Here is a 19,458-nt window from a genome sequence, read left to right on the forward strand (position 1 = left end):
AAACGGTCGAGAAGCGCGTCAATACGCCCATGGATGGTCAGGATGGAGGCATGGCATACCACGTCCACTCCGAGGCCGGGCGGCTGCGCCGCGTCATCCTGCACCGGCCCGATCTCGAGCTCAAAAGGCTCACCCCGAGCAACAAGACCTCGCTGCTCTTCGACGACGTGCTGTGGGTGCGCAGGGCCCGCGCCGAGCACGACGGGTTCGCCGATGTGCTGCGCGACCGGGGCGTCGCCGTCCACCTCTTCGGCGACCTGCTGGCCGAGACCCTCGAGGTGCCGGCGGCCAGATCCCTCGTCCTGGAGCGGGTCTTCGACGAGAAGGAGTACGGCCCGTTGGCCACCGACCCGCTCAGAGCCGCCTTCGAGGACCTGCCCGGGCGGGAGCTGGCCGAGGTCCTGGTCGGCGGCATGACGAAACGCGAGTTCCTCGACGTGCACCCGGAGCCGACCTCCGTGCGCTTCCACGTCATGGAGCTGGACGACTTCCTGCTGGGCCCGCTGCCCAACCACCTCTTCACCCGCGACACCTCCGCCTGGATCTACGACGGCGTGTCCATCAACGCCATGCGCTGGCCCGCCCGGCAGCGCGAGACCGTGCACTTCGAGGCGATCTACCGGCACCATCCGCTGTTCCGTGACGAGACGTTCCACGAGTGGTCGAAGGGGCAGACCGACTACCCCTCCACCATCGAGGGCGGGGACGTGCTGGTCATCGGCAACGGGGCGGTGCTCATCGGTATGAGCGAGCGCACCACGCCGCAGGCCGTGGAGATGCTCGCGCACAAGCTGTTCGCCGCCGGGTCCGCCGAGACGATCGTGGCCCTCGACCTGCCCAAGCGGCGTGCCTTCATGCACCTCGACACCGTGATGACGATGGTCGACGGCGACACCTTCACCCAGTACGCGGGCCTCGGCATGCTCCGCTCGTACACCATCGAACCGGGCGTCGGCGAGAAGGAGCTGAAGGTCACCGACCATCCGCCGGAGCACATGCACCGCGCGATCGCGGCCGCCATCGGCCTGAACGAGATCCGTGTGCTGACCGCCACCCAGGACGTGCACGCGGCCGAGCGCGAGCAGTGGGACGACGGGTGCAACGTCCTCGCCGTCGAACCCGGGGTCGTGGTCGCCTACGAGCGGAACTCCACCACCAACACCCACCTGCGCAAGCAGGGCATCGAGGTGATAGAGATCCCGGGCAGCGAGCTGGGCCGGGGGAGGGGCGGGCCGCGGTGCATGAGCTGCCCGGTGGAACGGGATCCGGTGCGGTAGGGCCTCCCCCTGGCTCCCTCGGGCTCCCCGGGTTCGTGAGTCCCTGACGGCATCTGTATAGACATGCCATCCCTCGTATAGTATTTCAAAGTCTGTGTCCCCGTATCCCTGGAGCGCCCCCATGGCGACTGTCCCGACCGCCCTCGCCGGCCGCCACCTCGTCAAGGAGCTGGACCTCACCGAGGAGGAGTTCCGCGGCCTGGTCGAGCTGGCCGCCGAACTGAAGGCCGCCAAGAAGGCCGGGGCCGAGACCCAGCACCTGCGGGGCCGGAACATCGCGCTGATCTTCGAGAAGACCTCCACCCGCACCCGCTGCGCGTTCGAGGTCGCGGCCGCGGACCAGGGCGCCTCGACCACCTACCTCGACCCCTCCGGCTCGCAGATCGGGCACAAGGAGTCGGTGAAGGACACCGCGCGGGTGCTGGGCCGGATGTACGACGCGATCGAGTACCGGGGCGACAGCCAGCAGAAGGTGGAGGAGCTGGCCGCGTACGCCGGGGTGCCCGTCTACAACGGGCTCACCGACGACTGGCACCCCACCCAGATGCTCGCCGACGTGCTGACCATGACCGAGCACTGCGCCAAGCCGCTGACCGAGGTCTCCTTCGCCTACCTGGGCGACGCCCGCTTCAACATGGGCAACTCCTACCTGATCACCGGCGCCCTGCTCGGCATGGACGTCCGTCTCGTCGCGCCGAAGGAGTACTGGCCGGCCGAGGAGGTCGTCGACCGGGCCCGTGCCCTCGCCGTCGGCAGCGGCGCCCGCGTCACGCTCACCGAGACGGTGGACGACGGCGTGCGCGGCGCCGACTTCGTCGCCACGGACGTCTGGGTCTCCATGGGCGAGCCGAAGGACGTCTGGGCCGAGCGCATCTCCGCCCTCGCCCCGTACGCCGTGACCATGGACGTCCTGCGCGCCACCGGCAACCCGGACGTGAGGTTCCTGCACTGCCTGCCCGCCTTCCACGACCTCGGCACCAAGGTCGGCCAGGAGATCCACGCGGCCCACGACCTGGAGTACCTGGAGGTCTCCGACGAGGTCTTCGAGTCGGCCCACTCGGTCGTCTTCGACGAGGCGGAGAACCGGATGCACACCATCAAGGCGGTCATGGTGGCGACCCTCGCCTGAACGGGCCTTGCGCGGCGGAGCTCTCGGTCCGCCGCAATCACACCGACGGACGTCGCTGGGCCGGTACCAGAGGCAGCCTGAACCAGACCGCCTTGCCGGACGCGGTCGGCCGGTGCCCGCAGGAGGAGCTCAGGGCGCGGATCAGCAGCAGCCCGCGCCCGTGCTCCTGCCAGGGGTTGGGTGGTCCGCCGGCCGGGCAGGTGAGGTCGCCGGGCGGGGCCGGGTCGCCGTCGTGGACCTCGACCTGGCAGCCGGACGGCATCAGCTCCACGACCAGCTCTATCGGCGACTCGCCGGTGGTGTGCTCCACCGCGTTGGCCACCAGCTCCGCCGTGAGCAGCTCCGCGGTGTCGCAGTCCGCCCCGTGCTCCAGCTCGGCCAGCGCCGTACGGACCAGGGCACGGGCCACGGGCACCGCCGCTGCGGTGTGCGGCAGCGCGATGCGCCAGGAGGCGGGGGCTGAGGGGAGTTCGTACACGGCGGGTCCGTTCATGGAGCAGGACATCCTGCTTTCAACCTGATGAATGGTACGGCGCCGCTCTCCGGAGGCGTCCGAGGGGCACCGTCGGAGGCGTCTTCGCCTCCTTGCCGGACGGCTTACCCAGGTGAACGCGGTGCCGCGCGCAGCTGCTCCCGCCGTTACGCCGGTGTGGACGATCTGTGACGGATGTGACCGGCCCGGGTCACGCCGGGCGCGTACCGAAGTCCTACCCGGACGGTCTATCGCGCACTCATGACGACAGTCACGGATGAGTGATAGCTTCGAGGGGTAGAGCTCAGTGAGGCAGTGCCCGCCCGAGGAGGCCGCACGTCATGAGTCCCTTCACCGGCTCCGCCGCCCGCACCCCCGGCTGGGAGCATCTGCGCGTCGCCGTCGCCGACGGCGTCGCGACCGTCACCCTGGCCCGCCCCGACAAGCTCAACGCGCTCACCTTCGGTGCCTACGCCGACCTGCGCGATCTGCTCGCGGAGCTGTCCCGGGAGCGGTCCGTACGGGCCCTGGTGCTGGCCGGAGAGGGCCGCGGCTTCTGCTCCGGCGGCGACGTCGACGAGATCATCGGCGCGACCCTCGGCATGGACACCGCCCGGCTCCTGGACTTCAACCGGATGACGGGCCAGGTGGTCCGGGCGATCCGGGAGTGCCCGTTCCCCGTCATCGCGTCGCTGCACGGCGTGGCGGCGGGCGCCGGGGCGGTCCTGGCCCTGGCAGCGGACTTCCGCGTCGCCGACCCCACCGCCCGCTTCGCCTTCCTCTTCACCCGCGTCGGCCTCTCCGGCGGCGACATGGGCGCGGCCTACCTGCTGCCCCGGGTCGTCGGCCTGGGTCACGCGACCCGCCTGCTGATGCTGGGCGACCCGGTCCGGGCCACCGAGGCGGAGCGCATCGGACTGATCAGCGAACTGACGGAGGAGGGCCGGGCGGACGAGACCGCACAGCAACTGGCCCGGCGCCTGGCGGAGGGCCCCGCCCTGGCCTACGCCCAGACCAAAGCGCTCCTCACGTCCGAACTGGACATGCCCCTGGCGGCCTCGATCGAACTCGACGCCTCGACCCAGGCCCTCCTGATGACCGGGGAGGACTACGCCGAGTTCCACGCGGCGTTCACGGAGAAGCGCCCTCCGAAATGGAGCGGACGATAGTGGACGTACCCGAAGAGGCGCGGCGAACCGCGCGACCGGCCACAGCCGACCCGCATCCGGCCACCCCGCCCGGCGAACCCCTGCGCGTCGCGGTGGTCGGCGGCGGCCCCGGCGGCCTCTACGCCGCCACCCTCCTCAAACGCCTGGACCCGGCACGGGAGATCACCGTCTGGGAACGCAACGCCCCGGACGACACCTTCGGCTTCGGCGTGGTCCTCTCCGACGAAACCCTCGGCGGCATAGAGCACGCCGACCCCCGGGTCCACGAGGCCCTCCAGGAACACTTCATCCGCTGGGACGACATCGACATCGTCCACCGCGACACCCGCCACACCTCCTCAGGACACGGGTTCGCGGCCCTGGGCCGCCGGCGCCTCCTGGAGATCCTCCACGCCCGCTGCCGCGAACTCGGCGTCGGCCTCCGCTTCCGCACCGAGGCCCCGGAAGACCTCCAGCGGACCCATGACCTGGTCATCGCCGCGGACGGCATCCACAGCACGACCCGCGAGAGGCACGCGGACGCCTTCCGCCCCCGGGTGACGCACCACCGCTGCCGCTACATCTGGCTCGCCGCCGACTTCCCCTTCGACTCCTTCCGCTTCGAGATCGCCGAAACCGAACACGGCGTGATGCAGCTCCACGGCTACCCCTACGCCCCCGACGCCTCGACGGTCATCATCGAGATGCGCGACGAGGTCTGGTGCGCGGCCGGATTCGACGAGCTCGACGAAGCGGAGTCGGTCGAGCGCTGCGCCAAGATCTTCGCGGAAGCGCTCCGCGGCCGCCCCCTGAAGTCGAACAACTCCACCTGGACGACCTTCCGCACGGTCGTCAACGACCACTGGTCGCACGGCAACGTCGTCCTCCTCGGGGACGCCGCCCACACGGCCCACTTCTCCATCGGCTCCGGCACCAAGCTCGCCGTCGAGGACGCGCTCGCCCTGGCCGCCTGTCTGGAGGAGCGGGACACCCTGCCCGAGGCCCTGGCCGCCTACGAGGCGGAGCGGCGCCCCGTCGTCGCCTCCACCCAGCGCGCGGCCCGGGCCAGCCTGGAGTGGTTCGAGAACCTCGCCCTGTACCTGGACCAGCCGCCCCGCCAGTTCGCCTTCAACCTGCTCACCCGCAGCCGCCGCGTCACGCACGACAACCTGCGGCTGCGCGACGCCCGCTTCACGCAGACGGTGGAGCACGAGTTCGGCTGCCCGCCCGGCACGCCCCCGATGTTCACGCCGTTCCGGCTGCGCGGACTGACCCTGCGCAACCGGGTCGTCGTCTCTCCCATGGACATGTACTCGGCCGTCGACGGCGTCCCCGGCGACTTCCACCTCGTCCACCTGGGCGCGCGGGCGCTGGGCGGGGCCGGGCTGGTGATGACCGAGATGGTGTGCGTCAGCGAGGAGGGCCGGATCACGCCCGGCTGCGCGGGTCTCTACACCGGCCGGCAGGCCGAGGCCTGGAAACGGATCACGAACTTCGTGCACGACCGGGCGCCAGGCAGCGCGATCGGCGTGCAGCTCGGCCACAGTGGCCGCAAGGGCTCCACGAAGCTGATGTGGGAGGGCATGGACGAGCCGCTGGAGGAGGGCAACTGGCCGCTCGTGGCCGCCTCGGCGCTCCCGTACAAGGGGTTCAGCCAGACGCCCCGCGAGCTGTCCCGCGCCCAGCTGACCGACATCCGCGAGCAGTTCGCGGCAGCCGCGGTCCGCGCCGCCCGGGCAGGCTTCGACCTGCTCGAACTGCACTGCGCGCACGGCTACCTGTTGTCGGGGTTCCTCTCCCCGCTGACCAACCGGCGCACCGACGCCTACGGCGGCTCCCTGGAGAAGCGGCTCCGCTTCCCGCTGGAGGTCTTCGACGCCGTACGGAACGTGTGGCCGGGGGAGCGGCCCATGACCGTCCGCATCTCCGCGACCGACTGGGCCCAGGGCGGGACGAGTGCCGAGGACGCCGTCGAGATCGCCCGGGCCTTCGCCGCGCACGGCGTCGACGCGATCGACGTGTCGACGGGCCAGGTCGTGGCCGGCGAGCAGCCGGAGTTCGGACGGTCGTACCAGACGCCGTTCGCGGACCGGATCCGCAATACCACCGGCATCCCCGTGATCGCCGTCGGCGCGATCTCCTCCTGGGACGACGTCAACTCCCTGATCCTGGCGGGCCGCACCGACCTCTGCGCGCTCGCCCGCCCGCACCTGTACGACCCGCACTGGACCCTGCACGCGGCGGCCGAGCAGGGCTACACGGGTCCCGGCGCGACCTGGCCCGCCCCCTACCGCGCGGGCAGCCGCCGCCCGCAGACGGGCCGCACCGACGCTCCCAAGCCGCGGCTGAGCCTCGGAAACGGCGGCGCCCGGGAGCGTTAGGATCCGGAACATGGTCATGACCATGGACGACGTGGACCGGTTCGAAGCCGCCAGGCCGCGCCTGGAGGCCGTCGCCTATCGGCTGCTCGGGTCGGCGAGCGAGGCCGAGGACGCCGTGCAGGAGACGTTCCTGCGCTGGCAGGGCGCCGACACCGACCGCATCGACGTCCCCGAGGCGTGGCTGACGAAGGTGCTCACCAACCTGTGCCTCAACCAGCTCACCTCGGCCCGCGCGCGGCGCGAGACCTACGTCGGCCAGTGGCTGCCCGAGCCGCTGCTCGCCGGGGACCGGATGCTCGGGCCCGCCGACACCGCCGAGCAGCGTGAATCCGTCTCGTACGCGGTGCTCGTCCTGCTGGAGCGGCTCTCCCCGAACGAGCGGGCGGTGTACGTGCTGCGGGAGGCCTTCGACTATCCGCACCGGGAGATCGCGGAGATCCTCGACATCACGGAGGCCGCCAGCCAGCAGCTCCTGCACCGCGCGAAGAAGCATGTCGCCGAGGGCAGGACCCGCGCGCGCACCGAGATCGACGAGGCAGCCGCGCGGCGGGTCATCGACGAGTTCCTCGCGGCCGCCGCGAGCGGGCGGACCGAGCCGCTCGTGCGGCTGCTCACCCAGGACGCCGTCGCGGTCGGGGACGGCGGCGGGAAGGTTCCGGCCCGCGCCAAGGCGTTCGAGGGCGCCCTCGCGGTCGCCAGGTTCATGCGGGGCCTGTTCAAGCCCGGCGCGGCCAAGCGTGCCCTGGTCGGCGGCTCTCCCGGGGTCTACGCCTGGACCGCCAACGGTGACCCCGCCGTCGTGGTGGTCCTCGACGGCCGGGTCATCGGCGTCATGTGCCTGGAGGTCGCCGCCGACGGCATCGTCGCGTTCCGCAGCCAGGTCAACCCCGACAAGCTCGAGCGCGCGACCCGGCTGTGGGCCGCCGGCGACCACGGAGACCCCCTGCTCACGGTCTTCTGACCCGGCCGCACGCGATGTGACGTGCCTCACATCGCATTCCTGTCAGGGAACGGCGGGCCGCCCGGTTCAAGGGGTGAATCCGCTGGAGACAGCCGTCATGACAGGAGCTACGCCATGCAGCACCGCATCGTCGTCCTCGGAGCCGGCTACACCGGAGCCACCGCCGCCGGGCGCATCGCCAGGCGACTGCACCGCGAGGACGTCGCCATCACCCTCGTCAACGCCGAGCCCGACTTCGTCGAGCGCGTCCGGATGCACCAGCTCGCCAGCGGCCAGGACCTCGCGCCCCGCCCGTTCAGCGAGATGTTCGAGGGCACCGGCGTCGCACTGAAGCAGGGAAAGGTCACCGCCCTCGACGTGGACCGCAAGACCGTCACCGTCGCCGCCCCCGGCACGGAGGGCGCCGGGGAGCCGGGGGAGGAACTGGCCTACGACACCCTCGTGTACGCCCTCGGCAGCGGCTGGAACGACCAGGGCGTGCCCGGCACCGCCGAACACGCCCACGAGATCGCCGGCCGGCCCGGAGCGCTCCGGTTGCGCGAACGCCTGGCCGGCCTGGCCGCCGGGGAGCCCGTGGTCGTGGTCGGCGGCGGTCTCACCGGCGTGGAGGCGGCGACCGAGATCGCCGAAGCCCGCCCGGACCTCGACGTCGCCCTCGCCGCCCGCGGCGGCCTCGGCGACTGGCTCTCGGGCAAGGGCGCCCGGCATCTGCGCGCGGTCTTCGACCGGCTCGGCATCACCGTCCACGAGCACACCGCCGTCACCGCCGTCGAGCCCGACCGCGTCACCACCGCCGACGGAACGCCCCTCCCGGCCGCGGTCACCGTGTGGACCACGGGGTTCGCCGTCCACCCGATCGCACAGGCCACCACCCTGGACGTCACCGGCACCGGCCAGATCGTCGTCGACCGGACCATGCGCTCGGTGTCGCACCCGGACGTGTACGCCGTCGGCGACGCGGCCCTCGCGATGGGCCCCGCGGACAAGCCCCTGCGGATGTCGTGCGCCTCCGGCGTCCCCACCGCCTGGCAGGCCGCCGACGCCATCGCGGCACGCCTGACCGGCGGGAAGATCCCGAACGTGCCGCTGCGGTACTTCAACCAGTGCATCTCGCTGGGCCGCGGGGACGGCCTGATCCAGTACGTCACCGCCGACGACCGCGCCGTCCGGGCGGCCCTGACCGGCCGGCTCGCCGCGTTCTACAAGGAACTCATCTGCAAGGGCGCGGCCTGGGGCGTCGCCCACCCGACGCTCCTGCCGGTCCGGCGCCGCCGCGTCGTGCGCGAAGCCGTCGTCCCGGAGGGGGCGCCGGTCAGGGCGGCGGCCTGAAGCACGGGGATGCCGTCGTCCCGGAGGGGCACCGGTCAGGGCGGCGGCCTGAAGCACGGGGATGCCGTCGTCCCGGAGGGGCACCGGTCAGGGCGGCGGCCTGAGGCACGGGGACGCCGGCCGCCTCAGACCGGGTAGGCGTGGGTCTGCGCCGCCTTCACCGTCGCCCAGACCTCCGCTCCCGGATGGAGGCCGAGCTCCGCCGCGGCGACCGTCGTGAGGTCGGCCGCGAGGGGGAGTTCGCCGGTGAGGTCGGCCCGGATCTGGTCGCCGTGGGTCTCCAGACCGGCCACCTCGCAGCGCCACAGGTTGCGGGCACTGGAGCCGGAGGGCCGGTCGCGGTGCAGGGTGACCGCGCTGGGCGGGAACGCCACGAAGACGGGGCCGGACAGGACCTCCGTGGTGGTGAGGGGCGGGCCGTCGGCCAGCCGGACGGTGTGGCCGTCGGCCTCGCCCCGGTAGAGGTTCAGACCGACCAGCCGCGCGATGTAGTCCGTGCGCGGGTGGCGGGCGATGCCGGCCGGGGTGCCCTCCTGGACGACCCGGCCGTGCTCCACGACCACCAGCCGGTCGGCCAGCACCATCGCGTCGAGCGGATCGTGGGTGACGAGCACGGCGACCGCCTCGAACTCGGCCAGGTGCCGGCGGAGCCCGGCGCGCACCTCCAGACGGGTACGGGCGTCCAGCGCCGCCAGCGGCTCGTCGAGCAGCAGCAGCCGGGGGCGGGTCGCCAGGGCGCGGGCGAGGGCGACGCGCTGGGCCTGGCCGCCGGAGAGCCGGCGCGGCTTGGCGCCGCCGTGCGCCGCGAGGCCCAGGCGCTCCAGCCACTCGGCGGCCCGCGCCCGGGCCTGCGCCTTGGACGCGCCCTGGCAACGGGGGCCGAAGGCGACGTTGTCGAGGGCGGTGAGATGAGGGAAGAGCAGGTAGTCCTGGAAGACGACACCGACAGGGCGCGCCTCCGGCGGCGTACGGTCCAGGTCGGTGCCGTCCAGCCGCAGATGGCCGCCGGACAGCGGAGTCAGTCCGGCGAGGGCGCGCAGCGCGGTGGTCTTGCCGGCGCCGTTCGGCCCGAGCAGGGCGACGACCTCGCCGGGCGCGACGGTCAGCGCCACATCGAGCCGGAAGCCGCCGCGGTCGACGACGAGGCGGGCGTCCAGCCCGCCCGTAGCGGTGCCGGCGTACGCGTCCTGCTCGTGGGTCTCGGTCATCCGGCCCTCATCCAACGGTCGCGCAACCCCGCCAGCACCGCGATCGACACCGCCAGCAGCACCAGGCTGAGGGCGATCGCGGCCTCCGGGTCGCTCTGCAGGGCCAGATAGACGGCCAGGGGCATGGTCTGGGTGCGGCCGGGGAAGTTGCCGGCGAAGGTGATCGTCGCCCCGAACTCACCGAGGGCCCGCGCCCAGGCGAGGACCGCGCCCGCCGCGATGCCCGGCGCGATCAGCGGCAGCGTGACCCGCCGGAACGCGGTGAAGCGGGACGCGCCCAGGGTGGCGGCCGCCTCCTCGTAGCGGGGGTCGGCGGCCCGCAGGGTGCCCTCGACGCTGATGACGAGGAACGGCATCGCCACGAACGCCTCCGCGATCACGACCCCGGCGGTGGTGAAGGGCAGCGTGATCCCGAACCACGAGTCCAGCCACTGCCCGACGATGCCGTTGCGGCCGAGCGCCATCAGCAGCGCCACACCGCCCACGACCGGAGGCAGGACGAGGGGCAGGGTGACGAGGGCGCGTACGAGACCCCGGCCGGGGAAGTCGACGCGGGCCAGCAGCCAGGCCAGCGGCACGCCGAAGACCAGGCACACGGCGGTGGCCGCCGTGGCGCTGAACAGGGACAGCCGGAGGGCCTGCCAGACATCCGCGCTGGTCAGCTGCTCGGGCAGGCTGTGCCACGGGGTCCGCACGAGCAGGGCGGCCGGCGGGACGATCAGGAAGGCCAGGCCGGTCAGCGCGGGGAGCAGCAGGGGCAGCGGGACGCCCGTCCGCACGCGCCGGCGCCGCGGACCGCCCCGGAGGACGCCGGCCGCGGCGCGAGGCTCATCGGTCGGGGAGGACGTCACGGCGTGAGGAACCCGGCCCCGCCGAGGACCCTCCGGCCCTCGGCGGACCGCACCAGCGCGATGAACGCCTCGGCGGCCTCGGCGTTGGGCGCGTCCTTGAGCAGGGCGATCGGGTAGTCGTTGACGGCCTCGGCGGATTCGGGGAACTCCACGCCCGCCACCTTGTCACCCGCCGCGCGCACATCCGTCGCGTAGACGAGGGCGGCGTCGGCCTCCTTCAGCTCGACCTTGGTCAGCGCGGCCTTGACGTCCTGCTCGTAGGAGACGGGGGTGAGCTTCAGCCGGCTCGCGTCCAGGGCCTTCTGCGCTGCGGCGCCGCACGGTACCCCCTTGTCGCAGAGCACCACCTTCAGGTCCGGTGCGGCGAGGTCCTCGAGGGAGCTCACCCTGTGCGGATTGCCCGGCAGGGTGGCGATCTCCAGCTTGTTGCGGACGAAGGTCACGGGCGGGCCCGAGACCGCCCCGGCGGCTGTGACGGTCTTCATCGTCCTGGTACTGGCCGAGGCGAAGACGTCCGCCGGGGCGCCGCCGGTGATGCTCGCGGCGAGGGAGTCGCTGCCGCCGAAGCTGAAGGTGACCTCGGTGCCGGGGTGCTCCTTCTCGAACCGCTCGCCCAGCGTCGTGAAGCTCTCCTTCAGCGAGGCCGCGGCGAAGACGGTCACCTCACCGGAGAGCCTGTCCGGCCCCGAGGCGTCCGGCTTCGCCGAGGAGCCAGGGCCGGACGGCGAGCAGGCGCTCAGGGCCAGCAGGGCGGCTGCTCCCACCGCGGCCCCGTGGAGCGGGCGGCGGACGCGGCGCACGGTACGGGTCATGACGGGTCTGCTCCCTCGGCCGGGTATCCGCTGATGATAATGCCGCAGATGCAAGGGGAAACCCAGCTGTGGGTTCGCATGAGCCGGGGCCGGGCCTCATCGGGGTGGCATGTGCGTTCCTACGGAAAATCCGGACGCCCTACGGAAAGGCCGCCGGGGTGTGGGCTACTCGGTGCGGTCGCGGGGCCCGTGGTGCTCCAGCGCCCAGCGGCCGATCAGCGCCCCGCCGTAGACGACGTAGCCCACGCCGATGAGCCAGGACTCCACGACGAGGACGACGCCGACCGCTCCGTAGCTGATGGCGTTGTCGACGATGAGGGGGGTGAAGACGAAGTAGGAGAACATCCGCAGGCCGCCCAGCCCCAGCATGGTGGCCACCGCACCCGGGAGCAGAAGGCGCCAGGGGACCTGACCACCCAGCAGGAAGCGCTGCCCCCACCAGAAGAACAGCACCCCGGACGCCGCGCTCAGCGCGATCCGCTCCGGCCCCGAGGTCAGGCTGCGCGTCTGCACCTCCTGGTACAGGTACGCGGTCATCGCGATCATCCACACCGCCTGCCGCCAGACCCGGTGCCACGCGCCCGAGGGCAGGCCCCAGATCCGCTCGTAGCCGTTCTGCACGCTCCCGCCGAAGGCGACGCCGAAGACGGCGAGCGCGACCCCGCCGAGCACACTCGTGGTGCCGATGACCTTGCGCGGCGGGCTGAAGATCTCCGTGAGCACCCGCGCTGACCGCCCGGACAGCCCCATGCCGTCGGCCAGCCACGAGGCGAATCCGCCCCGCGCCAGAGGATCGGCGGCGGCGACCACGATCAGCAGCGGTGCCAGGGTGACCAGCGCGAGCGTGGCGAAGCCCATGGCCCGGTGCAGCAGCTCCACCTCGCGGCCCTGGCGCACGAGGGTGTGCGCACCGGCCCGATGCCATCCACCGTGCACCGAGCGCCCGAGACGCTTCACGGCAGCCGGTCCGCGCGGGCGCCTGCCGCGCCCGGTGGTGTGGTGACGGTCATCCCTCGGTCCGCCTCCCGCCGCGTGCTCCGCCCACTCACGGACATCGTCGACCGTTCCACAGTGCGGCGGAGGCGGCAATCCGGGCGGCGCCCGCGGGGATCAGAGCCCCACGAACCCCGCCCCCGCGTCCCGCAGCCGCTCGTGCAGCCCCCGGAACACCGCCGCCGAGCGGACCCCCGGCCAGTCCGCGGGAAGCAGCCCCGAAGGCAGGCCGGGGTCGGTGTAGGGGAGGTGGCGCCAGGAGTCCAGGGCGAGGAGGTAGTCCCGGTAGGCCTCCTCGGCCGGGGTGTCCTCGCGCTTCTCCCAGTCGTGCAGCACGCGCGCGTGACGGTCGAGGAACGCCTCGTGCTCCTTGGCGATGGCCGCCAGGTCCCACCACCGGGCGACGGCCTCCGCGGTCGGGGCGAAGCCCAGGTGGTCACCGCGGAAGAAGTCGACGTACGCGTCGAGCCGCAGCCGCTGGAGCGTGTGCCGGGTCTCCTCGTGCAGCCGTGCGGGCGCGATCCACACGCCCGGGGCGGCCGTGCCGAAACCGAGTCCGGCCAGCCGCGAGCGCAGCACGTGCCGCTTCTGCCGCTCCGACTCCGGCACGGAGAACACCGCGAGTACCCAGCCCTCGTCCTCGGGCGGGGTACAGGCGTAGATGCGGCGGTCGCCGTCGTCGAGCAGCTGACGGGCGTCCGGGGACAGTTCGTAGCCGGCCGCACCCTGGGCGGTGCGGGCCGGCACGAGCAGTCCGCGTCTCTTGAGCCGCGACACCGAGGAGCGGACGGACGGGGCGTCCACGCCGGCCGCGGCCAGCAGCCGGATCAGTTCGGCTACCGGCACGGGGCCCGGCACGAAGCGGCCGTACGCGCCGTAGAGCGTGACGATGAGAGACCGTGGTGCATGCTGGTCGGACACGTTGATCATCTTAGGTCGTACGGATCACTCCTGGTCGCCTCCCGGTACCCCGTGGGTGCGCAGTCTGAACCGCTGGAGCTTGCCGGTGGCCGTGCGCGGCAGCGCGTCCAGGAAGACGATCTCGCGCGGGCACTTGTACGGTGCCAGCTCGCTCTTCACGAAGGCGCGCAGCGCCTCGGCGTCCCGCCGCGCGCCCTCCTTGAGGACGGCGAAGGCCAGCACGACCTGCCCGCGGGCCTCGTCGGGCCGTCCCACGACCGCCGCCTCCACCACGTCCGGGTGCCGCAGCAGCGCGTCCTCCACCTCGGGGCCGGCGATGTTGTACCCGGCCGAGATGATCATGTCGTCGGCGCGCGCGATGTAGCGGAAGTAGCCGTCGGGGTCGCGGACGTAGGTGTCGCCGGTGACGTTCCAGCCGTCGCGCACGTAGTCCCGCTGCCGCGGGTCGGCCAGGTAGCGGCAGCCGACCGGCCCGCGTACGGCGAGCAGCCCCGGTTGCCCGTCGGGTACGGGCCGGCCGTCTGCGTCCTGCACGCGCGCGTGCCAGCCCGGCACGGGAACGCCGGTGGTCCCGGGCCGGATCCGGTCGTCGGCCGCGGAGATGAAGATGTGCAGCAGCTCGGTGGCGCCGATGCCGTTGATGACGCGCAGGCCGGTGCGCTCGTGCCAGGCCTGCCAGGTGGCCGCCGGCAGGTTCTCGCCGGCCGAGACGCAGCGGCGCAGGCAGGAGACGTCGTGCCCGTCGAGCTCGTCGAGCATCGCGCGGTACGCCGTCGGCGCGGTGAACAGCACGGAGACCCGATGCCGGGCGATGGCGGGCAGCAGCTGCCGGGGCCCCGCCTGTTCGAGCAGCAGCGCACGCGCGCCGGCTCGCAGCGGGAAGATCACCAGCCCGCCGAGTCCGAAGGTGAAGCCCAGAGGAGGGCTGCCGGTGAACACGTCGTCCGCGTCGGGCTTCAGGACGTGCCGGGAGAAGGTGTCGGCGATCGCCAGGACGTCCCGGTGCAGATGCATGCAGCCCTTGGGGCGGCCGGTGGTGCCCGAGGTGAACGCGATCAGCGCCACGTCGTCGGCCGCCGTCGCGACGGCCTCGAACGGGGTCGTCGGCGCCGGGCGGTTGAGGAGGTCGTCCGGGGCGTCACCGCCGTAGGCCGTGATGCGCAGGCCGGGGATCTCGGCCTTGGCGAGGTCGTCGACGGCCCGGATGTCGCACAGCGCGTGCCGCACCCGGGCGATCTCGCACATCGTGCTCAGCTCGTGCGGGCGCTGCTGGGCGAGCACCGTGACCGCCACGGCCCCCGCCTTCAGCACCGCCAGCCAGCAGGCCGCGAGCCAGGGGGTGGTGGGGCCGCGCAGCAGGACCCGGTTGCCGGGGACCACACCGAGTTCACCGGTGAGCAGGTGCGCGACGCGGTCCACGCGGGCGCGCAGATCGCCGTACGTCCAGGGCTCGCCGGTGGGCGTGAGGAACGCCGGGCGGTCGTCGGGCGGGCCGTGCAGCAGTTCGGCGGCGCAGTTGAGCCGTTCGGGGTAGTGCAGCTCCGGCAGATCGAAGCGGAGCTCGGGCCATTGGTCCCGGGGTGGCAGATGGTCCCGGGCGAAGGTGTCGACGTGGGCCGTGCCCCGTGGATTCATACGGTTCGCCCCCTTGGCGTGGTGGGCTCGCCCCAGGAGCGTATCGTGTTGGTGACGACAGTCAACGGTCCGCGATAGCCTCGGAGTGGCCCGGCCGGCAGGCGGGGTGGCGGAGAAGGGACCGGCGATGACCGCATTCTCGCTCGAACCGGCACAACTCGCCTGGTGCGCCGAGCTGCGCACCCTGGCCGCGGAACGGCTCCGCCCGCTGGCCGACAAGGGCGAACCGGGGCATGTGAACCGTGCCCTGGTCGCCGAGCTCGGCGACCTCGGGCTGCTCGGGCGCCTGTTCACCTCGGGTGCCCTCGACCTGTGCCTGATGCGGGAGTCCCTGGCCTACGCCTGCACGGAGGCCGAGACGGCCCTGGCCCTCCAGGGCCTCGGCGCCCACCCGGTCCACGCGCACGGCACCCCGGAGCAGCGCGCCCGCTGGCTGCCCCGGGTGGCCGACGGCACGGCGATCGCGGCCTTCGCGCTGAGCGAGCCGGGGGCGGGATCGGACGCGGCGGCGCTGGAGCTGCGTGCCGAGCCGGAGGCCCCGCGGGGCGACCGGCCACCGGCCGCCCCGGCTCTCGCCGCCGCCCCCGACGGCCCGGCCCGCTGGCGTCTCACCGGCGAGAAGTGCTGGATCTCCAACGCCCCCGAGGCCGACTTCTACACCGTCTTCGCCCGGACCACCCCGGGCGTCGGGGCCCGCGGCGTCACCGCCTTCCTCGTCCCCGCGGACCGCCAGGGCCTGACCGGCCGCGGGATCGACATGCTCTCGCCGCACCCCATCGGCGCGCTCGACTTCGACGCCGTGCCCGTGACGGCCGACGACGTGCTCGGCGAGGCCGACCGCGGGTTCCGGGTCGCCATGGGGACGCTCAACCTGTTCCGGCCCAGCGTCGGCGCCTTCGCGGTCGGCATGGCCCAGGCCGCCCTCGACGCGACCCTCGCCCACACCGCCGGACGGGACGCCTTCGGGGGAAAACTGCGGGACCTGCAAGCCGTCTCGCACCAGGTCGCCGAGATGGCCCTGCGCACCGAGGCCGCCCGGCTGATGGTCCACGCGGCGGCGTCGGCGTACGACGCGGACTCCCCGGACGTGCCCCGGCGCTCCGCCATGGCGAAACTGCTCGCCACCGAGACCGCGCAGTACGTCGTCGACACAGCCGTCCAGCTGCACGGCGCACGGGCCCTGCAACGCGGCCACCTGCTCGAACACCTCTACCGCGAGGTGCGTGCGCCCCGCGTCTACGAGGGGGCCAGCGAGGTGCAACGCGGCATCATCGCCAAGGAGTTGTACGCCCGTCAGGAGGCCCGGTGAGCACCGAGCGCGTCAACCCGCCCGAGCTGTCCCCGCCGGCCGGCTTCTCCCACGCCGTCGTGGCCCGCGGGTCGCGGGTGGTGTTCCTGGCGGGCCAGACCGCCCTCGACGCCGACGGCAAGGTCGTCGGCCACACCCTGCCCGAGCAGTTCGAAAGGGCCCTCGCCAACCTGCTGGCCGCCCTCGCCGCGTCCGGCGGCGCGCCGTCCGACCTGGCCCGCGTCACCGTCTACGCCACGGATGTCGCGGCGTATCGCACGCACGCGCCCGAACTGGGCCGCCTGTGGCGCGAGTTGGCCGGACGCGACTACCCCGCCATGGCGGTCGTCGAGGTCGTCCGGCTGTGGGACGCGGAGGCGATGGTGGAACTGGACGGCTTCGCGGTCCTGCCGTAGGGCGATCCGGCCCGCGTGCCGCCCGAGGGCGCCGCTCCGGTCAGGCCGCGACGGCCAGCCCCTCCGCCGCCACCCGGCGCGGCTGCACCACGCGCCCGTCCGGCAGCAGTTCACCGGTGTCGTCGAAGACGACCGTCCCGTCGCACAGCAGGCTCCAGCCCTGCTCGGGGCGGGCCGCGACGACGTGCGCGGCGGGGGAGTCGGTCGCGGAGCACAGGGGCTGGTGGGCACACATGGCGCACCTCCACGTCGGTAGGGCCGCCCGAAGGATTCGGATGACTCGTACAGACAGACCATCCTCCCGTGCCGTACTCATCGGAACGGCCCGACGGGAAGAGTGACACGCCCAGGACATTCCCAGGACGGTTCCACGACGGCCGGCGCGGACTCGCCACCGAAGGGGTGAGGGTCACGAGCGCCGGCCCGGAGGGCCGGTACGAGTGGAAGCCGCAATTCCACTCATTTCGGGAGGTTCCCATGCGTGTACGTCCCCTTCTCGGCGCGGCGGCCGGTGCCGCGCTGCTCCTGCTCACCGGTGCCGGCGCGGCACCCGCCACCGCGTCGGTCCTCGCCCCGACCGGCAGTGTCACGGTCGACGCGGTGGGCCGGATCGCCGCCGACGGCACCGTCACCCTGTCCGGCACCTACCGCTGCGCGAGCTCCAGCGGCCCCGTCTTCGTCAGCTCCTCCGTGCGCCAGGGCCTCTCCACGACCCGTCACGGCATCGGCGGCACCCGGGCCGTGTGCGACGGCGCGGAGCACCGCTGGGTGAACACGGGCCGGACCGTGCCCGGCGCGCTCGTGGCCGGGGCGGCCCACGTCGAGGCCACCGTGATGGAGCTGCGCACCTTCAGCGGCCTGCCGCTGCCCACCTTCCACGCGGTCCAGGGGCAGGACATCACCCTGAGCCAGGCCTGAACACCACGGTGAACGGTTCGGCGGGCGACCCGGGTCCGGGACGCCCGCCGACCCTGTTTTAATTGCGATGTCTTTGCAACAGCCTTACGAGAGCAACAAGGGTGTGAGGTCACATGTCGACCCGTCGGATACGAGGGGCCGCCGTCACGGCGGCGCTGGCCACGGCGGTCACCGCCTGCTCGGCCCCCAGCGGCGGCGGCTCTGGCGACGGCAAGTCCGGCGGGTCCGTCGTGCTCGGGGTGGCCTCCGAGCCGGACACCCTCAGCCCGCTGCTCGGCTACGGCAAGGACGGGAACTCCAAGATCTTCGACGGGCTCCTCGCCCGCGACGCCGAGCTGAAGCTGAAGCCCGCCCTGGCGGCCGGACTGCCCGAGATCACCGACGGCGGCCGCACGTACACCTACACCCTGCGCGACGGGGTCGAGTTCAGCGACGGCGAACCGCTGACGGCCGCCGACGTCGTCTACACGTACCGGACCGTCCTCGACGCGAAGACCAACAACACCTTCAAGAGCGAGCTGGCCGCCGTCAAGGAGGTCAAGGCGAGCGGCGACGACCAGGTCGTCTTCACGCTCGAGTACGCCTACGCCCCCTTCGCCGCCCGCACCGTGCTGCCCATCGTCCCGGAGCACATCGCGGGGAAGCAGGACCCCAACACCGGCTCCTTCAACACGAAGCCGGTCGGCACCGGGCCGTACGTCCTCGCCGGGTGGAGCAAGGGCGAGAAGCTCACCTTCAAGGCCAACCCCCGCTACTGGGGCGGCGAGCCGAAGGTGAAGACCTTCACCATGGCGGTCATCGGCGACGACAACGTGCGCGCCACCCGCCTGCGCTCCGGTGACCTCGACGGCGCGGTCCTCCCGCCCAACCTCGCCGCCACGTTCAAGGGCGACGACGCCAAGCGCACCTACGAGGCCCGGTCCTACGACTTCCGGGCCGTCACCCTCCCCACCGCGAACAAGGTCACCGGCGACCGGGCGATCCGCCGGGCCCTCGACGCCGCCGTCGACCGCGAGGCCATGGTCGACAAGATCCTCGACGGCGCGGGCCGCCCGGCATACGGACCACTGCCCGTCGACGACCCCGCCTTCACCAAGGACATCGAGCGCACCAGGGATCTCGGCAAGGCCCGCAAGATCCTGGACGAGGCCGGCTGGAAGCCCGGCGAGGGCGGCATCCGCACCAAGGACGGACAGCGGGCGGCCTTCACCCTGCTCTACCCCTCCGGTGACAAGGTCCGCCAGGACCACGCCCTCGCCTACGCCTCCGACGCCAAGAAGGCCGGCATCGAGGTGACGGCGGAGAGCGCCACATGGGAGGTCATCGAGCCCCGCATGAAGGACGACGCCGTCCTCGCGGGCTTCGGCAGCACCGGCGACCCCGACTTCGGCCTCTACACGCTGCTGCACTCCTCCCTCGCCGGTGACGGCTTCAACAACATGGCCCGCTACGACAACCCGGCCGTGGACCGCGCCCTCGACAACGGCCGCCGCAGCCAGGACCCGGCCGAGCGCAGGTCCGCCTACGACAAGCTCCAGCGGGCCCTGGTGGAGGACCCCGGCTACACCTTCCTCACCCACATCGACCACCTCTACGTGCTGGCCGACCGCTGGGACGGCCTGAACACCCAGCTGGAGCCGCACGAGCACGGCTTCGCCAGCGGCCCCTGGTGGAACATCGAGGACTGGCAGCCGAAGAAGTGACCCGACTCCCCTGGGG

18 protein-coding genes are annotated in these 19,458 nt (G+C 72.8%); 10 read left to right on the forward strand and 8 right to left on the reverse strand.

Translation table 11 applies throughout. From position 1 onward, the window contains the following. Window positions 1-50: 50 nt before the first annotated feature. Entirely contained in the window at window positions 51-1,277 is a 1,227-nt protein-coding gene (locus tag ACFY9S_RS23260; protein ID WP_391131555.1) for an arginine deiminase, read from the forward strand. Between the two features lie 121 nt (window positions 1,278-1,398). Continuing rightward, entirely contained in the window at window positions 1,399-2,406 is a 1,008-nt protein-coding gene (gene argF, locus ACFY9S_RS23265) for an ornithine carbamoyltransferase (RefSeq protein ID WP_391131557.1), read from the forward strand. 37 nt (window positions 2,407-2,443) lie between these two features. On the opposite strand, the gene ACFY9S_RS23270 is transcribed toward argF, so the two are convergent. After that, complete coding sequence (locus ACFY9S_RS23270) at window positions 2,444-2,911, reverse strand: ATP-binding protein (protein WP_391131559.1); 468 nt, start codon at window positions 2,909-2,911, stop codon at window positions 2,444-2,446. Window positions 2,912-3,219: 308 nt separating this feature from the next. Here ACFY9S_RS23270 and ACFY9S_RS23275 point away from each other — a divergent pair, with 308 nt between their 5' ends. From ACFY9S_RS23275 to ACFY9S_RS23290, 4 genes are all read left to right on the forward strand, one after another. After that, on the forward strand, window positions 3,220-4,047 hold the full coding sequence (locus ACFY9S_RS23275) for an enoyl-CoA hydratase family protein (protein WP_391131561.1): 828 nt from the start codon (window positions 3,220-3,222) through the stop codon (window positions 4,045-4,047). Then, window positions 4,032-6,407, forward strand: a complete 2,376-nt coding sequence (locus ACFY9S_RS23280) for a bifunctional salicylyl-CoA 5-hydroxylase/oxidoreductase (RefSeq protein WP_391131563.1) — start codon at window positions 4,032-4,034, stop codon at window positions 6,405-6,407. Before ACFY9S_RS23275 ends, ACFY9S_RS23280 begins: the two co-directional genes overlap by 16 nt. 10 nt (window positions 6,408-6,417) lie before the next feature. Next, window positions 6,418-7,368, forward strand: coding sequence for an RNA polymerase sigma factor SigJ (sigJ, locus tag ACFY9S_RS23285; protein ID WP_391131565.1), 951 nt, complete (start codon window positions 6,418-6,420; stop codon window positions 7,366-7,368). A 114-nt stretch (window positions 7,369-7,482) separates the two neighbouring features. After that, window positions 7,483-8,697 (forward strand): FAD-dependent oxidoreductase, encoded by a 1,215-nt coding sequence (locus ACFY9S_RS23290; RefSeq protein ID WP_391131567.1) that lies wholly within the window; start codon window positions 7,483-7,485, stop codon window positions 8,695-8,697. 125 nt (window positions 8,698-8,822) lie between these two features. On the opposite strand, the gene ACFY9S_RS23295 is transcribed toward ACFY9S_RS23290, so the two are convergent. From ACFY9S_RS23295 to ACFY9S_RS23320, 6 genes are all read right to left on the reverse strand, one after another. Next, on the reverse strand, window positions 8,823-9,905 hold the full coding sequence (locus tag ACFY9S_RS23295; protein WP_391131569.1) for an ATP-binding cassette domain-containing protein: 1,083 nt from the start codon (window positions 9,903-9,905) through the stop codon (window positions 8,823-8,825). Next, the gene (locus ACFY9S_RS23300) at window positions 9,902-10,756 is read right to left on the reverse strand and encodes an ABC transporter permease (RefSeq protein WP_391131570.1); all 855 of its coding nucleotides are present in this window, start codon (window positions 10,754-10,756) and stop codon (window positions 9,902-9,904) included. Before ACFY9S_RS23300 ends, ACFY9S_RS23295 begins: the two co-directional genes overlap by 4 nt. After that, a complete protein-coding gene (gene modA, locus ACFY9S_RS23305; protein ID WP_391131572.1) occupies window positions 10,753-11,568 on the reverse strand; it encodes a molybdate ABC transporter substrate-binding protein in 816 nt (271 codons plus the stop codon). The genes ACFY9S_RS23300 and modA overlap by 4 nt, the downstream gene beginning before the upstream one ends. A gap of 165 nt (window positions 11,569-11,733) precedes the next feature. Beyond that, on the reverse strand, window positions 11,734-12,525 hold the full coding sequence (locus ACFY9S_RS23310) for a ribonuclease BN (protein WP_391131574.1): 792 nt from the start codon (window positions 12,523-12,525) through the stop codon (window positions 11,734-11,736). Window positions 12,526-12,678: 153 nt separating this feature from the next. Beyond that, window positions 12,679-13,491, reverse strand: coding sequence for a PaaX family transcriptional regulator C-terminal domain-containing protein (locus ACFY9S_RS23315; protein WP_391131576.1), 813 nt, complete (start codon window positions 13,489-13,491; stop codon window positions 12,679-12,681). Window positions 13,492-13,506: 15 nt separating this feature from the next. Beyond that, window positions 13,507-15,117 (reverse strand): AMP-binding protein, encoded by a 1,611-nt coding sequence (locus ACFY9S_RS23320; protein WP_391131578.1) that lies wholly within the window; start codon window positions 15,115-15,117, stop codon window positions 13,507-13,509. 127 nt (window positions 15,118-15,244) lie between these two features. Between ACFY9S_RS23320 and ACFY9S_RS23325 the strand changes: the two genes are divergently transcribed. Then, complete coding sequence (locus tag ACFY9S_RS23325) at window positions 15,245-16,426, forward strand: acyl-CoA dehydrogenase family protein (protein ID WP_391131580.1); 1,182 nt, start codon at window positions 15,245-15,247, stop codon at window positions 16,424-16,426. Further along, on the forward strand, window positions 16,423-16,821 hold the full coding sequence (locus ACFY9S_RS23330; RefSeq protein WP_391131582.1) for a Rid family hydrolase: 399 nt from the start codon (window positions 16,423-16,425) through the stop codon (window positions 16,819-16,821). The genes ACFY9S_RS23325 and ACFY9S_RS23330 overlap by 4 nt, the downstream gene beginning before the upstream one ends. Before the next feature lie 40 nt (window positions 16,822-16,861). Here ACFY9S_RS23330 and ACFY9S_RS23335 read toward each other — a convergent pair whose 3' ends face one another. Then, window positions 16,862-17,056, reverse strand: a complete 195-nt coding sequence (locus tag ACFY9S_RS23335; protein WP_391131584.1) for a DUF5999 family protein — start codon at window positions 17,054-17,056, stop codon at window positions 16,862-16,864. A 242-nt stretch (window positions 17,057-17,298) separates the two neighbouring features. Here ACFY9S_RS23335 and ACFY9S_RS23340 point away from each other — a divergent pair, with 242 nt between their 5' ends. Together ACFY9S_RS23340 and ACFY9S_RS23345 are read left to right on the forward strand one after the other, a co-directional pair. Then, a complete protein-coding gene (locus ACFY9S_RS23340) occupies window positions 17,299-17,739 on the forward strand; it encodes a DUF6299 family protein (RefSeq protein WP_391131586.1) in 441 nt (146 codons plus the stop codon). A gap of 113 nt (window positions 17,740-17,852) precedes the next feature. Further along, window positions 17,853-19,442 (forward strand): ABC transporter substrate-binding protein, encoded by a 1,590-nt coding sequence (locus tag ACFY9S_RS23345; protein WP_391131588.1) that lies wholly within the window; start codon window positions 17,853-17,855, stop codon window positions 19,440-19,442. Window positions 19,443-19,458: the final 16 nt, after the last annotated feature.

The organism is Streptomyces sp. NPDC012474 (assembly GCF_042955185.1).
Classification (GTDB): Bacteria; Actinomycetota; Actinomycetes; order Streptomycetales; family Streptomycetaceae; genus Streptomyces; species Streptomyces cahuitamycinicus.